We start from the raw sequence: 16,079 nt of genomic DNA, 5'->3' as shown, positions 1-16,079 counted from the left end.
CCCCAGGCACTCGCCGCCCCCGACATCCCCCTCGCCAACGTCAAGGCGCACCTCACCCAGTTCCAGTCCATCGCCACGGCCAACGGCGGCAACCGCGCGCACGGCCGGCCCGGCTACAAGGCCTCCATCGACTACGCGAAGGCCAAGCTGGACGCGGCCGGATTCACCACCACCGTCCAGCAGTTCACCTCCAGCGGCGCCACCGGCTACAACCTCATAGCCGACTGGCCGGGCGGCGACCCGAACAAGGTCCTGATGGCGGGCGCCCACCTCGACAGCGTCACATCGGGCCCCGGCATCAACGACAACGGTTCGGGCTCGGCAGGCGTCCTGGAGACCGCGCTCGCCGTCTCCCGTGCCCAGTTGGAGCCGACGCGGCACCTGCGGTTCGCCTGGTGGGGCGCGGAGGAGCTGGGCCTTGTCGGGTCGAAGTACTACGTCAACAACCTTCCCGCCACGGAGCGTTCGAAGGTCTCGGGCTATCTGAACTTCGACATGATCGGCTCCCCGAACCCGGGCTACTTCGTCTACGACGACGACCCCACGATCGAGAAGACCTTCAAGGACTACTACGCGGGCCTGAACGTCCCCACGGAGATCGAGACCGAGGGCGACGGCCGCTCCGACCACGCCAGCTTCAAGAACGTCGGCATCCCGGTCGGCGGCCTCTTCACCGGCGCCAGCCGCACGAAGACCAGCGCCCAGGCCCAGAAGTGGGGCGGCACGGCGGGCCAGGCCTTCGACCGCTGCTACCACTCGTCCTGCGACACCGCGTCGAACATCAACGACACCGCCCTGGACCGCAACAGCGACGCCATCGCCCACGCGATCTGGACCCTCGGCACGGACACCCCCGTCCCGCCCGGCGACACGTACGAGAACACCGCGGACGTCGCCATCCCGGACAACGGCGCCGCGGTGACCTCGACGGTGAACGTGACCGGCCGCACCGGCAACGCACCGGCCACCCTCAAGGCGGACGTCGACATCCGCCACACCTGGCGCGGCGACCTGGTCGTGGACCTGCTGGCCCCCGACGGCACGGCGTACCGCCTGAAGAACTCGAGCAGCAACGACTCGGCGGACAACGTCATCGCGACGTACACGGTCGACGCGTCGAGCGAGGCGGCGAACGGCGCGTGGCAGCTGCGCGTGCAGGATGTGGCGGCGCAGGACACCGGCTACATCAACAGTTGGAAGCTGACGTTCTAGGACTCTTGCGGGCGGCTGCGTAAGGTCACGTCCTGCCAGACCATCCTGGACGGAGGAGTACGCCGTGACCGGTCAGCCCATCCCTGTGATCATCGACTGCGACACCGGTGTCGATGACGCCTTGGCCCTGCTGTTCGCCGTACGGCATCCCGGGCTCGACATCCGCGCGGTGACCTGCGTGGCCGGGAACACCGACGTGGACGGGGTCGTCCGCAACACCCTGACCGTGCTCGAGCAGGCGGGCGCCCCCGACATCCCGGTCGCACGGGGTGCCGAGCGGCCGCTGATCGAGCCGGTCCGGGTGGCCCGGCATGTGCACGGGCAGGACGGGATGGGCGACCTCGGGCTGCCCGCGCCGAGCCGGAAGCCGGTCGACGTGGACGCGGTGACGCTGCTGCGGCGGGAGATCCTCGCCTCGCCGCAGCCGGTCACCCTCATTCCCACCGCGCCGCTGACCAACATCGCGCTGCTGCTGCGTACGCACCCGGAAGTCGTGCGGAACATCGAGCGGATCGTGTTCATGGGCGGCGCGGTGGCGACCGGAAATGCCACGCCGGTCGCGGAGTTCAACGTGTGGCACGACCCGGAGGCCGCCGCGATCCTGCTCACCGCCGGGGTGCCGATCACGATGTACGGCCTTGACGTGTTCCGGCAGGTCGTCGTCCCGGCCGCGGACGTCCAGCGGCTGCGCGCGAGCGCTGAGCCCCGCCTCCGCCTCGCCGGTGAGCTGCTCGCCCACCGTGATCCGGCCACCTCCGGCGACCCCACCCCCACGGGCGGCCTCGGCGACGCGGGCGCGGTCTGCGCGGTCGTCGACCCGGAGGGGATCACCACCGAGCGCCTCCCGGTCGAGGTGAGCCTGGCCCCGGGCGCCACCCGGGGTCAGACGATCGTCGACCGGCGCCCGCGTCCCGGCGAGTCCGAGATCCATGACGGCGCACGCGAACAGTGCCTGGTGGACGTGGCGTTGGACGTCGACGTGGAGCGGTACGTGAAGCTGTGGCTCACGACGGTGGAGACGCCGTAAGCCGTAACCAGTCCAGGGTGGCGAGCCGCCAACCAGTCCTGGGTGGTGGCCCGCCCGTCAGTTCTCGTCGGGCGCCAGCGTCAGCGAGATCGAGTTGATGCAGTACCGCTGATCCGTCGGCGTCGCATACCCCTCGCCCTCGAAGACATGGCCGAGGTGCGAGCCGCACCGCGCGCACCGCACCTCCGTGCGGACCATGCCGTGCGAGGAGTCCTGGAGGAGTTCCACCGCGTCGGTGTCCTTGGGGTCGAAGAAGCTCGGCCAGCCGCAGTGGGACTCGAACTTCTCCGCCGACGTGAACAGCTCAGCGCCGCACGCGCGGCAGGAGTAGACGCCCTTCGTCTTGGTGTCGGTGTACTCACCGACGAAGGCCGGTTCCGTGCCGGCCTGGCGCAGGACCGCGTACTCCGAAGGGGTCAGCTCCGCGCGCCACTGCTCGTCCGGCTTCTCGATGTCGTACGCCATGACACTGAACCCCTTACGTCGACTGCTTCGGCTACTTCGACAGCTCGGCCAGGATCTGCGGGCCGAGGTCGGTGACGTCGCCCGCTCCCATGGTGAGAACGAGATCACCGGGGCGCGTCATTCCCGCGACGACCGCCGCGGCCTCCGTCTTGTCGTGCACGGCCCGCACGTCGGCGCCCGCCGCCACGGCCGCGTCGATGATCAGGGCGCTGGTGATGCCGGGGATCGGGTCCTCGCGGGCCGGGTAGATGTCGAGGACCACGGAGGCGTCGGCGAGGGCCAGGGCCTGGCCCATCTCCGTGCCCAGCTCCTGGGTGCGGGAGAAGAGGTGGGGCTGGAAGAGGACCAGGAGGCGCGAGTCGCCCGCGGCGGAGCGCATCGCCTCGAGGTCCGCGGTCATCTCCGTGGGGTGGTGCGCGTACGAGTCGATGACCTGGACGCCCGCCGCCTCGCCCTTGAGCTGGAGGCGGCGCTTGACGCCGGTGTAGGAGCCGATGGCCGATGCCAGGTTGTGTGCCGGGATGCCGAGGGCGATGCCCGCGGCGAGCGCGGCCACCGCGTTGTGCGCGTAGTGGCGGCCGGGGACCGAGACCGTGAAGGTCAGGAACTTGCCGCCGAGGACGACCGTGACCTCGCTGGTCAGGCCGCGCGCGGTGACCTTGTGGATGCGCAGGTCGGCGGTCTCGGACTCGCCGTACGTGACGATCTTGAGGTCCGAGTGGTCGCGTCGCAGGCGTGCGGTCAGCTCCACCGCGCCGGACTGGTCCGCGGCGATCACCAGGGTGCCGCCGGGGACGATCTTGCCCGCGAAGGTCTCGAAGGACTCGTAGATCTCGTCCATCGACGCGTAGTTCGCGTGGTGGTCGAGCTCCACGTTCAGGACGATGGCGACCTCGGGCGCGTACTTGTGGAAGCTGCGGTCGCTCTCGTCGGCCTCGGCGACGAAGATCTCGCCCTCGCCGTGCAGCGCGTTCGAGCCGGGGGTGTCGAGGTCTCCGCCGATCGCGTACGACGGGTTCAGGCCGAGGGTGGAGAGGGTGACCGCGAGCATCGAGGTCGTGGTGGTCTTGCCGTGCGTGCCGGCCACCGCGATCGGGCGCAGGCCCTCCATCAGGGACGCGAGGGCGTCCGAGCGGTGGACGACCGGAATGCCGAGCTCCGTCGCGCGGGCCAGCTCCGGGTTGTCGGCGCGGATCGCGGAGGAGACGACCACGCAGGTGGCGTCGGAGGCGAGGTGCGCGGCGTCGTGGCCGATGTGGACCGTGGCGCCCAGGGTCCGCAGGGCCTCGGCCGTGGCGGACTCCCGCGCGTCACTGCCCGCCACCTTGGCGCCGCGCTGGGCGAGGATCTTGGCGATGCCCGACATTCCGGCGCCGCCGATGCCGATGAAGTGCGGTCGGTCCATGGCGGTGGGCAGGCCGGGTGCCATACGTGTGTCTCCCCAAGAGTCCGAGTTCAAGAGTCCGCGTCACGGCTCAAGAGTCCGCGTCACGGCTCAAGAGTCCGCGTCACGGCTCAAGAGTCCGAGTTACGGCTCAAGAGTCCGAGTTACGGCAGATGAGCAGGGCCCAGACTATTGCCTCGGACCGACAGCGGGCACACGCGCGCCCCGCTCCCCTGCGGGAGCCCCCTCAGTCCTCCGCGTGCGAGAACAGCTTCAGGACCGGGACGCCGACCTTGTGGCGGGCCCGCGATGCCCAGTCACGGTGGAAGAACTCCTCCACGTAGTGCGGGTCCGTCAGGACGATGACCTCGTCGGCGTCCACGTCGTCGACCAGCTCCCTGAGCGCGTCGAGGGGGTGGTCCTCGATGAGCCGCCCGGTCGCCTCGCAGCCCGCGGCCCGCAGCGCCACGAGCGAGACCTGCAGTGCCTGCTCCGCCGGGCCCGTCGCATCCTGCCCCTCGGGTACGTCCCCCTCCTTCGCCGCTTCGTCGAGCTCCCCGAGTGCCACGTCGTCGATGGCCCGCAGCAAGCGGTCCGCCTGATCGCCGCGGGGCTGGAGCAGCACGTGGAAGGTGACCGGCTCGTCGCCGTGCAAGGTGGTGACGAACTCCACGTCGGCGGAGGTCAGGGCCTTCTCGATCATCAGTACGCTTGTGAACACGACAGGCGCCCTTCTCATCCGTGGGCTGCCGAGAGTCTGTCTCGACAGGCCCCTGCGGAAACCATCCTGCCCCGTGGCCGCACGGGGTCTGCGACTTTTAGTGTGCCCAACGGAAGCGAAACGGAACGGCATATTCCGCTGATTGTCATGTTCGACGGTATCGGGTGAAGAGGAACCCGGCCTCCTCCAGCAGCGACGCCAGCTCGAAACGTTCCGGCACCGCCATCGACGGCCCCCCTGCGATGCGCTGGGCGCCCCCCGCGGCGACCATCGGGGACACCGTCAGGCAGAGCTCGTCCAGCACCCCGGCCGCCACGAACTGGCCGAGCAGCCTGGGCCCGCCCTCGGTGAGCAGCCGGGTGAGGCCGCGCTCGGCCAGGGCGCGTACGACCCGCTGGGGCTCGGCCCCCGCGCCCTCCCCCGCGGTGACCACCACGGCGCCCGCCTTCTGGGCCGCCGCGACCCGGTCGGCGGGTGCCGCCGCGCCGGTCACCACGAGCGTGGGCACCAGGGGCTCGGCGAAAAGCGGAAGGGTGAAGTCCAGGTCGAGGCTCGCGGTGACGATCGCGATCGCGGGCGCCACCGCCTGCCCGGCCGCCGCCCGGCGCTCGGCGAAGGCCTCACGCGCGCGGGGCGGGCGGTAACCCTCCTGGCGGACCGTCTCGGCACCGACGACCACGGCGTCGGCGATCCCGCGCAGGGTGCCGAAGATCCGCATGTCCGTGGCGCTGGAGATGGGCTGCGAGCGGCCGTCGTGCTGGGCGGCCCCGTCGAGCGTGGACACCATGTTGGCGCGCAGCCAGGGGCCCTCTCCGGAGGGGTACGCGTAGGCGTCGGCCAGCTCCCCCAGCCCCCACTCTCGTACTGCAGTTTCGTCTGTCTGGTCGGTCACAGGGAACAGGCGTCGCATGTCCAGCAGTCTTGCACGGCCCTTAGAGTTAGGAACCGTGTCGTCCTCCTCCGCAGCCCCCGGGCAGAGCCCCATAGCCGAAGCGGCTCCCCTGTCCCTGTGCGCCCGCGAACCCCATGTCCCCGCCGACCGTCTGGTCGCCGAGATGGTGCCGCCGCCGCGCTTCGACTCCGTCCGCTTCGATACGTACATCCCGGACCCGAACCAGCCGAGCCAGACCGAGGCCGTGACGGTCCTCGGCGGCTTCGCGGCCGGGCTCGGCGGGGCGCACGCGTCCGGCGCGGGCAAGCGCCGCTGGTTCCAGAAGAAGGCCGCGGCGCCCACGGGCCCGCGCGGCGTCTACCTGGACGGCGGCTATGGAGTGGGCAAGACCCACCTCCTCGCCTCCCTGTGGCACGCGACGCCCGCGGCGCCCGAGCAGAAGGCGTTCGGCACCTTCGTCGAGCTGACGAACCTGGTGGGCGCGCTCGGCTTCCAGCAGACGGTGCGCACGCTCAGCGGGCACCGGCTGCTCTGCATCGACGAGTTCGAGCTCGACGACCCGGGCGACACGGTGCTCGTCTCCTCGCTGCTCGGCAAGCTCGTCGAGCAGGGCGTGGCGCTCGCCGCGACCTCGAACACGCTGCCGGGCAAACTCGGCGAGGGCCGGTTCGCGGCCGCCGACTTCCTGCGCGAGATCCAGGGCCTGTCCGCCCACTTCAAGGCGCTGCGCATCGACGGCGAGGACTACCGCCACCGGGGCCTGCCCGAGGCCCCGGCCCCGTACTCCGAGGAGCAGGTCACCAAGGCCGCGTACGCGACCGAAGGCGCGAGCCTGGACGACTTCCCGCACCTCCTTGACCATCTGGCCCGCGTGCACCCCAGCCGCTACGGCGCGCTCACCGACGACCTGAAGGCCGTCTGCCTGACCGACGTGACGCCCGTCCCCGACCAGTCGACCGCGCTGCGCCTTGTGGTGCTCGCCGACCGGCTGTACGACAGGGAAGTGCCCGTCCTCGCGTCCGGTGTTCCCTTCGACAAGCTGTTCGGCGAGGACATGCTGAACGGCGGCTACCGGAAGAAGTACTTCCGGGCCATCTCGCGGCTGACGGCGCTCGCGCGTGACGCGAAGGGACTCGTGGAGTCGTAGCGGCGCGCGAAGACTCGTGGCTACGCGCGTGGTTCCCGCGCCCCAGGGCGCGTGGTACACACATCCGGTCATGTTCCTGTCCGCCAGCAGGAGGTCGACCTAATGTCCACGACACGACGCGAAGTCCTTGCCCGTACCGGTGCGGTGGGTGCGGGGATCGCCTTCACCGGCGCGCTCTCGGAACTCTTCGCGGGGAGCGCGGCAGCCCAGGGCAAGGGCGGGTACGGGCCGTTGGTGCCCGACCCCGCCGGTCTGCTCGATCTGCCCAAGGGGTTCCGCTACAAGGTCCTCTCCCGCGAGGGCGGCGAACTGCCGTCCGGCGAGGGCAAGGTGCCGAGCAACTTCGACGGCATGGACGCGTTCCGCGGCAAGCACGGCGGCGTACACCTCGTCCGCAACCACGAGAACCGCTACAACGGCAAAATCCCCGTGCCCACGGTCGAGGGGCTCACCTACGACCCGATGGGCAAGGGCGGCTGTACCGTGCTCTCGCTCGACGCCCGGAACAACGTGATCGGCGAGCGCGTCGGGATCGCCGGGACCGCCGTCAACTGCGCGGGCGGGCCCACGCCTTGGGGCACCTGGCTGACCTGCGAGGAGACCGAGGACAAGGCCGGCACGAACGGCTACACCAAGGACCACGGCTTCATCTTCGAGGTCGACCCGGTCGACCCGCACCGCAGCGGGGCCGTGCCGCTCACCGCGATGGGCCGCTTCCAGCACGAGGCGATCGCCGTCGACCCGAAGCGCGGCATCGTCTACGAGACCGAGGACGCCTTCCTCAAGCCCTTCGGCCTCTTCTACCGCTTCCTGCCCAACAAGCCCGAGGGCGGCCGGGGTTCACTGCGCGCGGGCGGCGAGCTGCAGGCGATGCGGGTGCCGGGCCTCCCGGATCTCTCCGCCGTCCAGGAGACCGGCGCGTGCTTCGACGGCGTCGAGTGGGTCGACGTCCCCGACCCGCTGGCCGCCCAAACCCCCATCCGCCTCCAGGACTTCGGCCCCAAGGGCATCACACACGCGCAGAAGCTGGAGGGCTGCTACTGGGGCGGTTCATGCGTCTACTTCGTCTCCTCCTTCGCGCACAGCGCGCAGGGTTCGGCGGCCGACCACTTCGGCCAGATCTGGCGCTACGACCCGGCGAAACGCCGCCTCACCCTGGTGATCGTCTTCGGTCCGAGCACCGACATCCAGCTGCCCGGCGAGTCCCCCGACAACATCTGCCTCGCGCCCAGCGGCGGCCTGATGGTGTGCGAGGACGGCGGGGGCGTCCAGCATGTGTACGGCCTCACGCGGCACGGCGAGGTCTACGCGATGGCCCGCGGCCGCCAGAACATCGGCACGCCCGAGGAGCCGGAGTGGGGCGAGTTCGCGGGCGTCTCGTTCTCGCCGGACCACGACACGATGTACGTGAACTGCTACAACCCCGGCACGACGTTCGCCGTGACGGGTCCCTGGCACTGACTCCCGGCATGAGTCCGGCCCGCCCCCTTCGCGCGAGGGGGCGGGCCGGGTCCCGCGGCGCCAGGACGCCGCTAGGAGCCGATCACCGGGTAGTGGTCGGACAGGTTGGTGTACGTGTACTCCTTGCCCCAGCTGGAGACCGTCCAGGGGGCGCTCTGCTCCTTGATCACGTTGTTGTGCCAGGTGGCGGGGCGGGCGTTGCCCTTGCGGTGCAGGACGTAGTCGAGGTCCTCGCGGGGGTCGTCCGGGTAGCGCTCGGAGGCGATCGAGTTGTCCTGGGTGTCGAAGGAGTACGGGTGGCCGGTGCGGCCGTCGGCGGGCGCGAAGCCGCCGTCGGCGAGCATCGACGCGTACTCGTCGGTGCGTGAGTCGACGTTGAAGTCGCCCGCCACGACGACCTGTTCGTCCGCCGGGATGTTCTTGGCGTCCAGGAAGGCGTCCATCTCCTTGAACTGCTTGGAGCGCGTCGAGGCGGCCTCGCCGGAGCCGCAGCCCGGGTCGGTGGACTGCGTGTGCGTGCCCACGACGTGCACCTTCGTGCCGTTGACGTCCAACTGGGCATAGACGAAGCCCTTGTTGGAGTACCAGTCGGAGCCGCAGGCGTCCTTGTAGACGTACTGCTCCTTGCGCACGATCGGCCACTTGCTCAGGATCGTCACCCCGCCGTCCTCCGGGGTCGTCGCGGAGTAGGCGCCGCCGGTGGCCTCCCAGCCGTCCTTGCTCCGGCCCATGACGGGCGTCTGGTGCGGGTAGGCGCCCGCGGCGTTCGCCTTCAGCGCGTCGGAGGAGGAGTTGTCGAAGGCCTCCTGGAGCACGACGACGTCCTGGCCCTTGAAGAAGTCCGCGGCCGGGATCGCCTTGGCCCGGTGGTCCTGGCCCCAGTTGGGGTAGAGCGTCTTGCTGAAGAGGAAGGTGTTGTACGTCAGCACCTTCAGTGCGGGAGTCGCGGCCGGGGCAGCGGGGGCGGCGGTCGCGGACGGGGCGACGGCGGCGAGTGTCGCGGCGGCGAGCACGGTGGTGATCGCGGCGGCCTGAGTCCTGCGCAGCGCTGGGTGCGGCACTGAATCTCCTGTGGGTGGGGGGGGTTGTTGGGCCGCCGTGGCGGGCACGGCGGCCGTGCGCCGATCATCCAACCAGCCGCGATTACTCCTGGGTATACATCCCGTTAACAAAGCTGATGCGATGTGCGGCTCGTCCGGATCTCACAGCCCGGCGAGCGTGCTCTCCACGATGTCCACCAGCACCCGCCGGTCGTCCTGCACGCGGGCGAGGACGCGCAGGCCGTAATACGTGCTCTGCACACGGCGCGCGACCGTCAGCGGGTCACCGGTCGAGCGGAGCTCGCCGGTGCGCACGCCCGCCGTCACGACCGCGCACAGCTCCCCCTCCACGCGGTCGAAGGTGCTCCGCACGGCCTCCTTGACCTCCGGGTCGAGCCCGCCGATCTCGACGGCCGTGTTGATCGCGAAGCAGCCGCGCCCGTCGGGCTCGTCGAGATCGGCGTCGACGGCGTGGATCATCATGTCCCGCAGCCGCTCCTTGGCAAGGCCCGCACCCCGCAGGATCTCGATCTGCTCGGCGGTGCTCGTCTCGTAGTAGCGCCGGAGCGCGCGCAGATAGAGCTGCCGCTTGCCGCCGAACGTGTTGTAGAGGCTGGAAGGGCCGAGGCCCGTGCTGTCGCACAGCGCGCGCGTCGACGTGCCCTCGTAACCGTGGCGCCAGAAGGTCTCCATGGCGGCGGTGACGACGCGGTCCTCGTCGAACTCTCGTGGCCTGGCCATGCCTCCACACTAAGGGTTTTGGAAGATGCGTACAGCTTGTCGTTTTTGGTCTGCCGTCGAACGGGGCTCGAACTTGTTCGGGGTTTCCCCTGTTCAGGGTGTGTCCGCGGGGCCGGGTCCTGATCCTGATCCTGATCCTGCGGGGAGGGTCGGGGCGGTATGGAGGTCGGGATCGTGGAACTGGTCGAGCACGGGATTCATCGAAATGCGTTCACGACGGTGACGGCGTTCCGGTCCGAGCTGTACGCCTGCCTGGTCTCCCGGAGCGACGCCCTCTTCGAGTTGTGTGACGCGCTGCTGTGCACCGACGGACCGGTCCGCACCCTCGTGGACCTGGCCCTCGCCCCCGAACACCGCCGCGGACACGGCGCCCTACTCCGGACTCAACCAAGGCCGCATTGACGTCGCCAGACTTCGCCGTGCTCTGGCCGGGGTGCCGTTGCCCCGGGCCGCCGACGGCCGCCTGGTGTTGGCGGTGGACGTCTCACCGTGGTTGTGGCCGGACGCCGACACGTGCTCGGACCGGTCGTTCTGCCATACCTTCGGCCGGGGCCTGGGCAAGCACCAGATGGTGCCGGGCCGGCCGTACTCGATCGTCGCGGTGCTGGAGACCGGCCGCTCGTCGTGGACCGCCCTGTTGGACGCGATCCGGCTGGAGCCCGGCGCGGACCTGGCCGCAGTCACCGCCGACCAGGTCCGCGAGGTCGTCGAACGCCTCGTCGCGGCCGCCCAGTGGCGGCCGGGTGATCCGAACGTCCTGGTCGTCCTCGATGCCGGCTACGACGCGCCCCGGATCGCCCACCTCCTCGCGGACATGCCGGTCGAGGTGCTGGGCCGGCTCCGCTCGGACCGGGTGATGCGCAGGCCGGTCCCGGTGCCGTGGATCTGCCCGCCGCAGGGCGGGCGCCCGCCCAAGCACGGCGGGGAGTTCATCTTCGGCCGGCGAGTCGTACACCCGGCCCGCACACCACAACGTCGGCACCAAACCCCGACGAAGCGGATAGACGTCAAGCTCGGGCCGCAGCCGCCTGGTTCTTCGGGTTCTCCTTGGCGTCCTTCCACATCTCGGCGACCTTCTTGAAGGACTCCCTGTGCGTGACGCCGGGATGCGCTGCCTTGAACTTCGGCAGCTGATCCTTCATGAACTGGTTGTAGGGCGAGGTCTTCTTCCGGCCTCCTCCGGTGGTACCCGGCTTGCTGCGCTTGGACTTGGTGGTCGTCTGCCGCGGCATCGGTCGTCCTCTCGTCGTGGTCGAAAAGGGTGCGGGTCAGGCCTGCGCGTCGGTCTGCTCGCGGACGCCCGCGATGATCTCGCCAACCGTGTCCATGGGATTGGTGTCGGGCAGGTCGATCCCGAACTCCACTTCCAAGACGATGTCCAGGTCGAACTGGAGCCCCAGATCCGCTCCCAGGTCCTCGACGAGGTCGTCATCCAAGGCGAGCTGGTCGGTGTCGTACTCGAGGAAGTCGGCGAGGATCTCGATCACCTTGGCCGCCACCGGATCCCGCGGAACCTCGCCTCCGGCCTCCGCGTAGATCCTGTCGAGCGCGTCGTCGAAGGTATCGCGTCCATCGCCCGCTCGGACCGTTACGTCGATCACCGAGAACTCCTCCCGCTGGTTTGATCACCGAACATCGCGCAGCGTAGGGATTCCCGCACCGTCGGATAACCGCCGAATGGTTGACTTTTCGGCAGCCGGCATGCATCCGTCGCGGCGAAGGACATTAAGGGTGGACATGAGCCGGCACCCGCGGCATGGCTCAGGTCTCCGGCCCATCGGCTTCATCACCAGTGCCACCGTCAGCAGCGGCAGCGGTGCGGATCAGTTCAAGGTAGCTACACGATCCCCGGCCGGGTTCTCGAAGCCACCGCTCATCAGGGCGGCGTTGCCAACGGCACCGTGAACGTCAAGACGAACACCGGAGGTGGTGGCTCGCCACCCGACACGAGGTCGGCCGTGTCCTGACGGCCGGAGAGGCACACGCCCGATCCCAACACACCACGAGAGCAGCACCAAACCCCGAAGAACTGGTTAAACCTCAAGTACAGAACAGGTACTGAAAGAACAGGCTCTACCGGAACCGGGTCACTCGACCGCGCCCACCGCCTCGATCTCGATCAGCCACTCGGGGTCGGCGAGCGCGGCGATCTGGACGAACGACTCGGCGGGGAACGGCGGGACGTAGAACCGTGCGCGAAGGTCGGCGAAGAGGTCCTGGTGGTCGATGTCGGTGACGAACACCGTGAGCTTCACGGCCTTGTCCAGGCCGGACCCGCCGTTGGCGAGGACGGTCGCCACATTGGCGAGCGCCTGCCGGGCCTGGACCTCGAAGTCCCCGGCCCCGACCGTCGCCCCGTCCGCGTCGACCGGCGCCTGTCCCGAGGTGAAGACGAGGTCTCCGGCGCGGATGCCGAGCGAGATTCCGGCCGACTCGTACCAGTCGCGGTCGGCGGTGATCCGGGTGCGGGTCGCGGAGGTGTCGTGTTGCATGTCGTCTCTCTTCTCTCGTGTCTTTCATACGGCTGCTTCTGCGGTCCGCCTCATCGGGGCCTCGCATACGCCCCGCTGAAGCCGCGCCGCCCACAGCACCGCCCCGGCCCCGGCGGCGGCGAGCGCCGCGCCGACCCAGGCCACGGAGGCGTAGCCCAGCCCGGCGTCGATGGTCAGGCCGCCGATGAGCGGGGCCAGGGTGTTGCCGACGTTGAACGCGGCCGTGTTGGTGGCGCCGACCAGCGTCGGGGCGCCGGGCGCGAGCGTGAACACCCGTGACTGCAGGGCCGGATTGGTCACGTATCCGGCCACGCCCAGGAGGAACACCAGGGCGATGACCACGACGGCGGACCCGGCCGTCAGGGCGAGCAGCGCGGAGAAGACCGCGAGCGCGCCGAGCCCGAGGCCGAGGGTGGCGAGCGGGCGCGCCTCGGCGGTGCGTCCGCCGATGAAGAGGCCCGCCATGCCGCCGACGCCGAACAGGGCGAGGACGGCGGGCACCCAGTCCTCGGGCACCCCGCTCACCTCGGTCAGCAGGGACGCGAGATAGCTGAAGGTGACGATGACCGCGCCGAAGGCGAAGGCCGTGATGGCGTACGAGAGCCAGAGCTGGGGACGCGCCATGCCCCGCAGCTCCGCCCGCACCGACGTACGCGGCTGCTCGCCCCGCCCGCCGGGCACGACGAGCAGCGTGCACGCCAGGCTCACCAGCGTGGCCGCGGCCACCGCCCAGAAAGCGGCGCGCCAGCTGGAGTACTGGCTCAGCAGCGTGCCGGCCGGTACGCCGACGACGGTGGCCAGGGTCAGCCCGCCCGCCACGACGGCGACCGCCCGCCCCTTGGCCGCCGCCGGGACGAGCGCCACGGCGGTGGCCACGGCCACACCCCAATACCCGGCGTACGCAAGGGCGCTGACCACCCGCGTGACCAACAGAACCCCGTAGTCGGGCGCGAGCGCGCCGACCACGTGGGCCACGACGAACGCCGCCTGCAGGGACACAAGCGCCGTCCGTCGCGGCCAGCTCAGGGTGGCCACCGCGAGCAGCGGGGCGCCGACGACCATGCCGATCGCGAAGGCGGAGATCAGCAGCCCGGCCTCGGGGATCGACACCCCCAGGTCGGCGGCCATCCCCGGAAGCAGCCCGGACAGCATGAACTCCGAGGTCCCCTGGGTGAAGATCCCCAGCCCCACCATGTACACCGCAGGCGGCATCGCGGCCCCTCCCGATCACGTCACTCGTTTTGAAGCGATTGCTCCATAACCGGCGATCAGGACGCTAGCACATATTGAAACGGTCGCTTCAGAATGGGGCGGGGCGGCTCACCGCTTCAGATGCCGGTCGTAGAACCGGCCCCCGTCCTCAAACTCGAACCACGGGGTGCCGGTGTGCCCGCCCAGATTGGCGTGCAGCGTCTTCTCCTTGCTGCCGAAGGCATCGAACAGGTCCAGGGCCCGCTGCCGGGGGTTCCCTTCGTCGTCCCACTGCAGCAGCATCAGCAGCGGAATGGTGACCTGCCGGGCCTCCTCGCGCTGGGCGCGGGGGACGTAACCCCCGGCGAAGTAACCGGCGGCCGCGATGCGCGGTTCGGTCACCGCGAGGCGGATGCCGAGGGCGGTCCACCCCGAGTACCCGACCGGGCCGCCGATCCCGGGCAGCGCAAGGAGGGCGTCCAGGGTGGTCCGCCAGTCCGGGGCCGCGTTTTCGACCATCGGGCCGACGAGGGACTCGAAGATCTCATCGACGGGCTCGCCGGCCCGCATCGCCCGGCGGAGGTCGGCGCGGGCCTGCTCGTCGGCGGCGGAACGGGGCCGGTCACCGCACCCGGCGGCGTCGACGGAGGCCACCGCGTAGCCGTACGCCGCGGTCTGCCTGGCCCGGGCGATCAGTCGCGATTGCGACTTGGGCAGGCCGTTGTTGTGGGCCATGAGGATCAGCGGGGCCGGTGCGGCGGATTCGGGCGTCCACAGGGTGCCGGGGATCTCGCCGAGGGTGAATTCGCGCTCGAGGACTCCGTCGTCGAGACGCTGTTCAGAAGTGAAGTGCACGATCGTGCCTTTCGGGAGGCTCTAAGAACGGCGCTCCCGGACGACGACCTATCGCCCGACCGTGACCCCGGAGGAGAGCACCCATGTCGATACTGCGTTCACGGGTACCACCTCCTCGTTCTCTCGCACGGCCTCCGGAAAAGTAGCAGTGCCGCCGTGGTCCGCCAACTGGTTTTCACGGAGGCCGGGAAGGGCCGCCCGCGTCACCTTGAGATGCGGGCTTCGATGCCGTCGAGCAGGAAGTCGAGGCCCATCCGGAAGGTGTGGTCGGCGTCCAGGTGGGCGGCATCGCGCACCACCGTGGCCAGCGCGGGGAATCGGCCGGTGGCGAAGGTCCGCTCCAGATAGGGCCCGAGTGAGGCCTGCCAGCGCTTCTCGTCCATCCCGGTGGCCCGCTCGGCACGCAGCTCGGCGATCTCCCGGCGCAACGGCGACGGCCGCGTTCGCATCGGCGTCAGCTTCTATCACACGGCCGAGGACTGGTTCGCCACCAGCGGGATCCCGTTCGACGACCCGGCCGCCGCCCGGGCGCGGCTGATCGACCTGCTCCCCGGCTGGGACGCACGGTTCACCGCGCTGATAGCGGCCTGCGACGACACGGTCGTGCCGCGGTCGATCACCACTCTCCCGGCCGGCCTGACCTGGCCGTCGGCGCCAGACGTCACGCTGCTCGGCGATGCCGCGCACCTGATGCCGCCGGTGGGCGAGGGCGCCAACATGGCGCTGCTCGACGGCGCCCTGCTCGGTCTCGCGCTGGCCGCGCGCCCGGACGACTTTCCCGCCGCCGTCAAGGAATACGAACGCGAGATGTTCGAACGCACCGGCGCTGCCGCCCGGATGTCCGCGGACATGCAGGAATTGCTGACGTCACCGGACGCCGCCCAGAAGATGCTCGCGTTCTTCCAACCTGGCTGAGGCAACCGAACACGCCCCCGTCACAGCACAGTCGGCGCGGGGCCATCCGTCCGGCGTTGTCAGTGGCGGATGCGATGGTGGCCATCATGATTCCGCCGACGAGCGAGCTCCCGCCGACCGCGACTCCACTGACGCTGACGCTGACCGCCATCGACGCCGCGCTGCGCGCCGCGTGGTCCGCCGACACATGCTCCCCCGACGATCTCGAGCGCGCGCCGTGGAGCGCCGAGAATCCGTCCTGGGGGCACTGCGACATCACCACACTCCTGGTCCACGACCTGTTCGGCGGCGAGCTGCTGTGCGGGGAGGTACGGTCCGCGGCGGGGGAGCAGCAGGGCCACCACTGGTGGAACCGCCTGCCGACCGGGGTCGAACTGGACCTGACCCGCGAGCAGTTCCTCCTGGGCCAGCAGATCTCGACGCCCCGCACGGTGATCCGCCCACCGGGTCCACTGCGCCGCCAGGCGGAGTACGAACTGCTGCGGCGGCGGTTCCGCACCGCGGCGGGGCCGCGCCACTAGGGGCGGGGTTGGGGG

Annotated in this window: 17 protein-coding genes and 2 pseudogenes; 7 read left to right on the top strand and 12 right to left on the bottom strand. The window is 70.3% G+C overall.

The annotated features are described in order from the left end of the window. Together E2651_RS30065 and E2651_RS30060 are read left to right on the top strand one after the other, a co-directional pair. A partial coding sequence (locus tag E2651_RS30065) for a M28 family metallopeptidase (RefSeq protein ID WP_135334397.1) occupies positions 1-1,212 on the top strand: 1,212 nt, incomplete at its 5' end. A 64-nt stretch (positions 1,213-1,276) separates the two neighbouring features. Continuing rightward, positions 1,277-2,239 (top strand): nucleoside hydrolase, encoded by a 963-nt coding sequence (locus E2651_RS30060; protein ID WP_135334396.1) that lies wholly within the window; start codon positions 1,277-1,279, stop codon positions 2,237-2,239. A 57-nt stretch (positions 2,240-2,296) separates the two neighbouring features. Here E2651_RS30060 and msrB read toward each other — a convergent pair whose 3' ends face one another. The 4 genes from msrB to E2651_RS30040 all read right to left on the bottom strand — a co-directional run bounded on the left by msrB (position 2,297) and on the right by E2651_RS30040 (position 5,719). Then, the gene (msrB, locus tag E2651_RS30055) at positions 2,297-2,704 is read right to left on the bottom strand and encodes a peptide-methionine (R)-S-oxide reductase MsrB (RefSeq protein ID WP_135334395.1); all 408 of its coding nucleotides are present in this window, start codon (positions 2,702-2,704) and stop codon (positions 2,297-2,299) included. A gap of 31 nt (positions 2,705-2,735) precedes the next feature. Further along, complete coding sequence (murC, locus tag E2651_RS30050) at positions 2,736-4,133, bottom strand: UDP-N-acetylmuramate--L-alanine ligase (RefSeq protein ID WP_135334394.1); 1,398 nt, start codon at positions 4,131-4,133, stop codon at positions 2,736-2,738. A 202-nt stretch (positions 4,134-4,335) separates the two neighbouring features. Continuing rightward, complete coding sequence (locus E2651_RS30045; RefSeq protein ID WP_135334393.1) at positions 4,336-4,809, bottom strand: indole-3-glycerol phosphate synthase; 474 nt, start codon at positions 4,807-4,809, stop codon at positions 4,336-4,338. A gap of 145 nt (positions 4,810-4,954) precedes the next feature. Then, positions 4,955-5,719, bottom strand: coding sequence for a pyrimidine reductase family protein (locus tag E2651_RS30040; protein ID WP_245239332.1), 765 nt, complete (start codon positions 5,717-5,719; stop codon positions 4,955-4,957). 37 nt (positions 5,720-5,756) lie between these two features. Here E2651_RS30040 and zapE point away from each other — a divergent pair, with 37 nt between their 5' ends. Both zapE and E2651_RS30030 read left to right on the top strand, forming a co-directional pair. Then, a complete protein-coding gene (gene zapE / locus E2651_RS30035) occupies positions 5,757-6,848 on the top strand; it encodes a cell division protein ZapE (RefSeq protein ID WP_135334391.1) in 1,092 nt (363 codons plus the stop codon). Positions 6,849-6,950: 102 nt separating this feature from the next. Next, the gene (locus E2651_RS30030; RefSeq protein WP_135334390.1) at positions 6,951-8,309 is read left to right on the top strand and encodes an alkaline phosphatase PhoX; all 1,359 of its coding nucleotides are present in this window, start codon (positions 6,951-6,953) and stop codon (positions 8,307-8,309) included. Between the two features lie 71 nt (positions 8,310-8,380). Here the strand turns inward: E2651_RS30030 and sph are convergent, their stop codons facing one another. Both sph and E2651_RS30020 read right to left on the bottom strand, forming a co-directional pair. Then, positions 8,381-9,370 (bottom strand): sphingomyelin phosphodiesterase, encoded by a 990-nt coding sequence (gene sph, locus E2651_RS30025; RefSeq protein ID WP_135334389.1) that lies wholly within the window; start codon positions 9,368-9,370, stop codon positions 8,381-8,383. Positions 9,371-9,511: 141 nt separating this feature from the next. Continuing rightward, a complete protein-coding gene (locus E2651_RS30020) occupies positions 9,512-10,090 on the bottom strand; it encodes a TetR/AcrR family transcriptional regulator (protein ID WP_135334388.1) in 579 nt (192 codons plus the stop codon). A gap of 159 nt (positions 10,091-10,249) precedes the next feature. On the opposite strand from E2651_RS30020, the pseudogene E2651_RS30015 reads away from it, so the two are divergent. Further along, positions 10,250-11,030: pseudogene (locus E2651_RS30015) on the top strand (transposase); the annotation flags it as partial. 67 nt (positions 11,031-11,097) lie between these two features. On the opposite strand, the gene E2651_RS30010 reads toward E2651_RS30015, so the two are convergent. The 6 genes from E2651_RS30010 to E2651_RS29985 all read right to left on the bottom strand — a co-directional run bounded on the left by E2651_RS30010 (position 11,098) and on the right by E2651_RS29985 (position 15,011). Continuing rightward, a complete protein-coding gene (locus tag E2651_RS30010; protein WP_135334387.1) occupies positions 11,098-11,322 on the bottom strand; it encodes an HMG-box domain-containing protein in 225 nt (74 codons plus the stop codon). A gap of 36 nt (positions 11,323-11,358) precedes the next feature. Next, a complete protein-coding gene (locus E2651_RS30005; RefSeq protein WP_135334386.1) occupies positions 11,359-11,691 on the bottom strand; it encodes a phosphopantetheine-binding protein in 333 nt (110 codons plus the stop codon). Between the two features lie 486 nt (positions 11,692-12,177). Next, the gene (locus E2651_RS30000; protein ID WP_135334385.1) at positions 12,178-12,582 is read right to left on the bottom strand and encodes a RidA family protein; all 405 of its coding nucleotides are present in this window, start codon (positions 12,580-12,582) and stop codon (positions 12,178-12,180) included. 24 nt (positions 12,583-12,606) lie between these two features. Next, positions 12,607-13,794: a Cmx/CmrA family chloramphenicol efflux MFS transporter gene (locus tag E2651_RS29995; protein WP_135334384.1), complete on the bottom strand. Its 1,188-nt coding sequence runs from the start codon at positions 13,792-13,794 to the stop codon at positions 12,607-12,609. Positions 13,795-13,902: 108 nt separating this feature from the next. Continuing rightward, a complete protein-coding gene (locus E2651_RS29990) occupies positions 13,903-14,628 on the bottom strand; it encodes an alpha/beta hydrolase (protein ID WP_135334383.1) in 726 nt (241 codons plus the stop codon). 203 nt (positions 14,629-14,831) lie between these two features. Continuing rightward, on the bottom strand, positions 14,832-15,011 hold the full coding sequence (locus E2651_RS29985) for a TetR/AcrR family transcriptional regulator C-terminal domain-containing protein (RefSeq protein WP_245239331.1): 180 nt from the start codon (positions 15,009-15,011) through the stop codon (positions 14,832-14,834). Between the two features lie 34 nt (positions 15,012-15,045). On the opposite strand from E2651_RS29985, the pseudogene E2651_RS46000 reads away from it, so the two are divergent. After that, positions 15,046-15,543, top strand: a pseudogene (locus E2651_RS46000) (FAD-dependent monooxygenase); the annotation flags it as partial. An 86-nt stretch (positions 15,544-15,629) separates the two neighbouring features. Then, complete coding sequence (locus tag E2651_RS29975) at positions 15,630-16,064, top strand: hypothetical protein (protein ID WP_245239330.1); 435 nt, start codon at positions 15,630-15,632, stop codon at positions 16,062-16,064. The last annotated feature ends 15 nt before the right edge of the window (positions 16,065-16,079 follow it).

The sequence above is a fragment of the Streptomyces sp. MZ04 genome (assembly GCF_004684775.1).
Taxonomy (GTDB): domain Bacteria; phylum Actinomycetota; class Actinomycetes; order Streptomycetales; family Streptomycetaceae; genus Streptomyces.
Note: the sequence above shows the minus strand (reverse complement) of the source record. Positions and strands in the feature narration are given on the sequence as shown.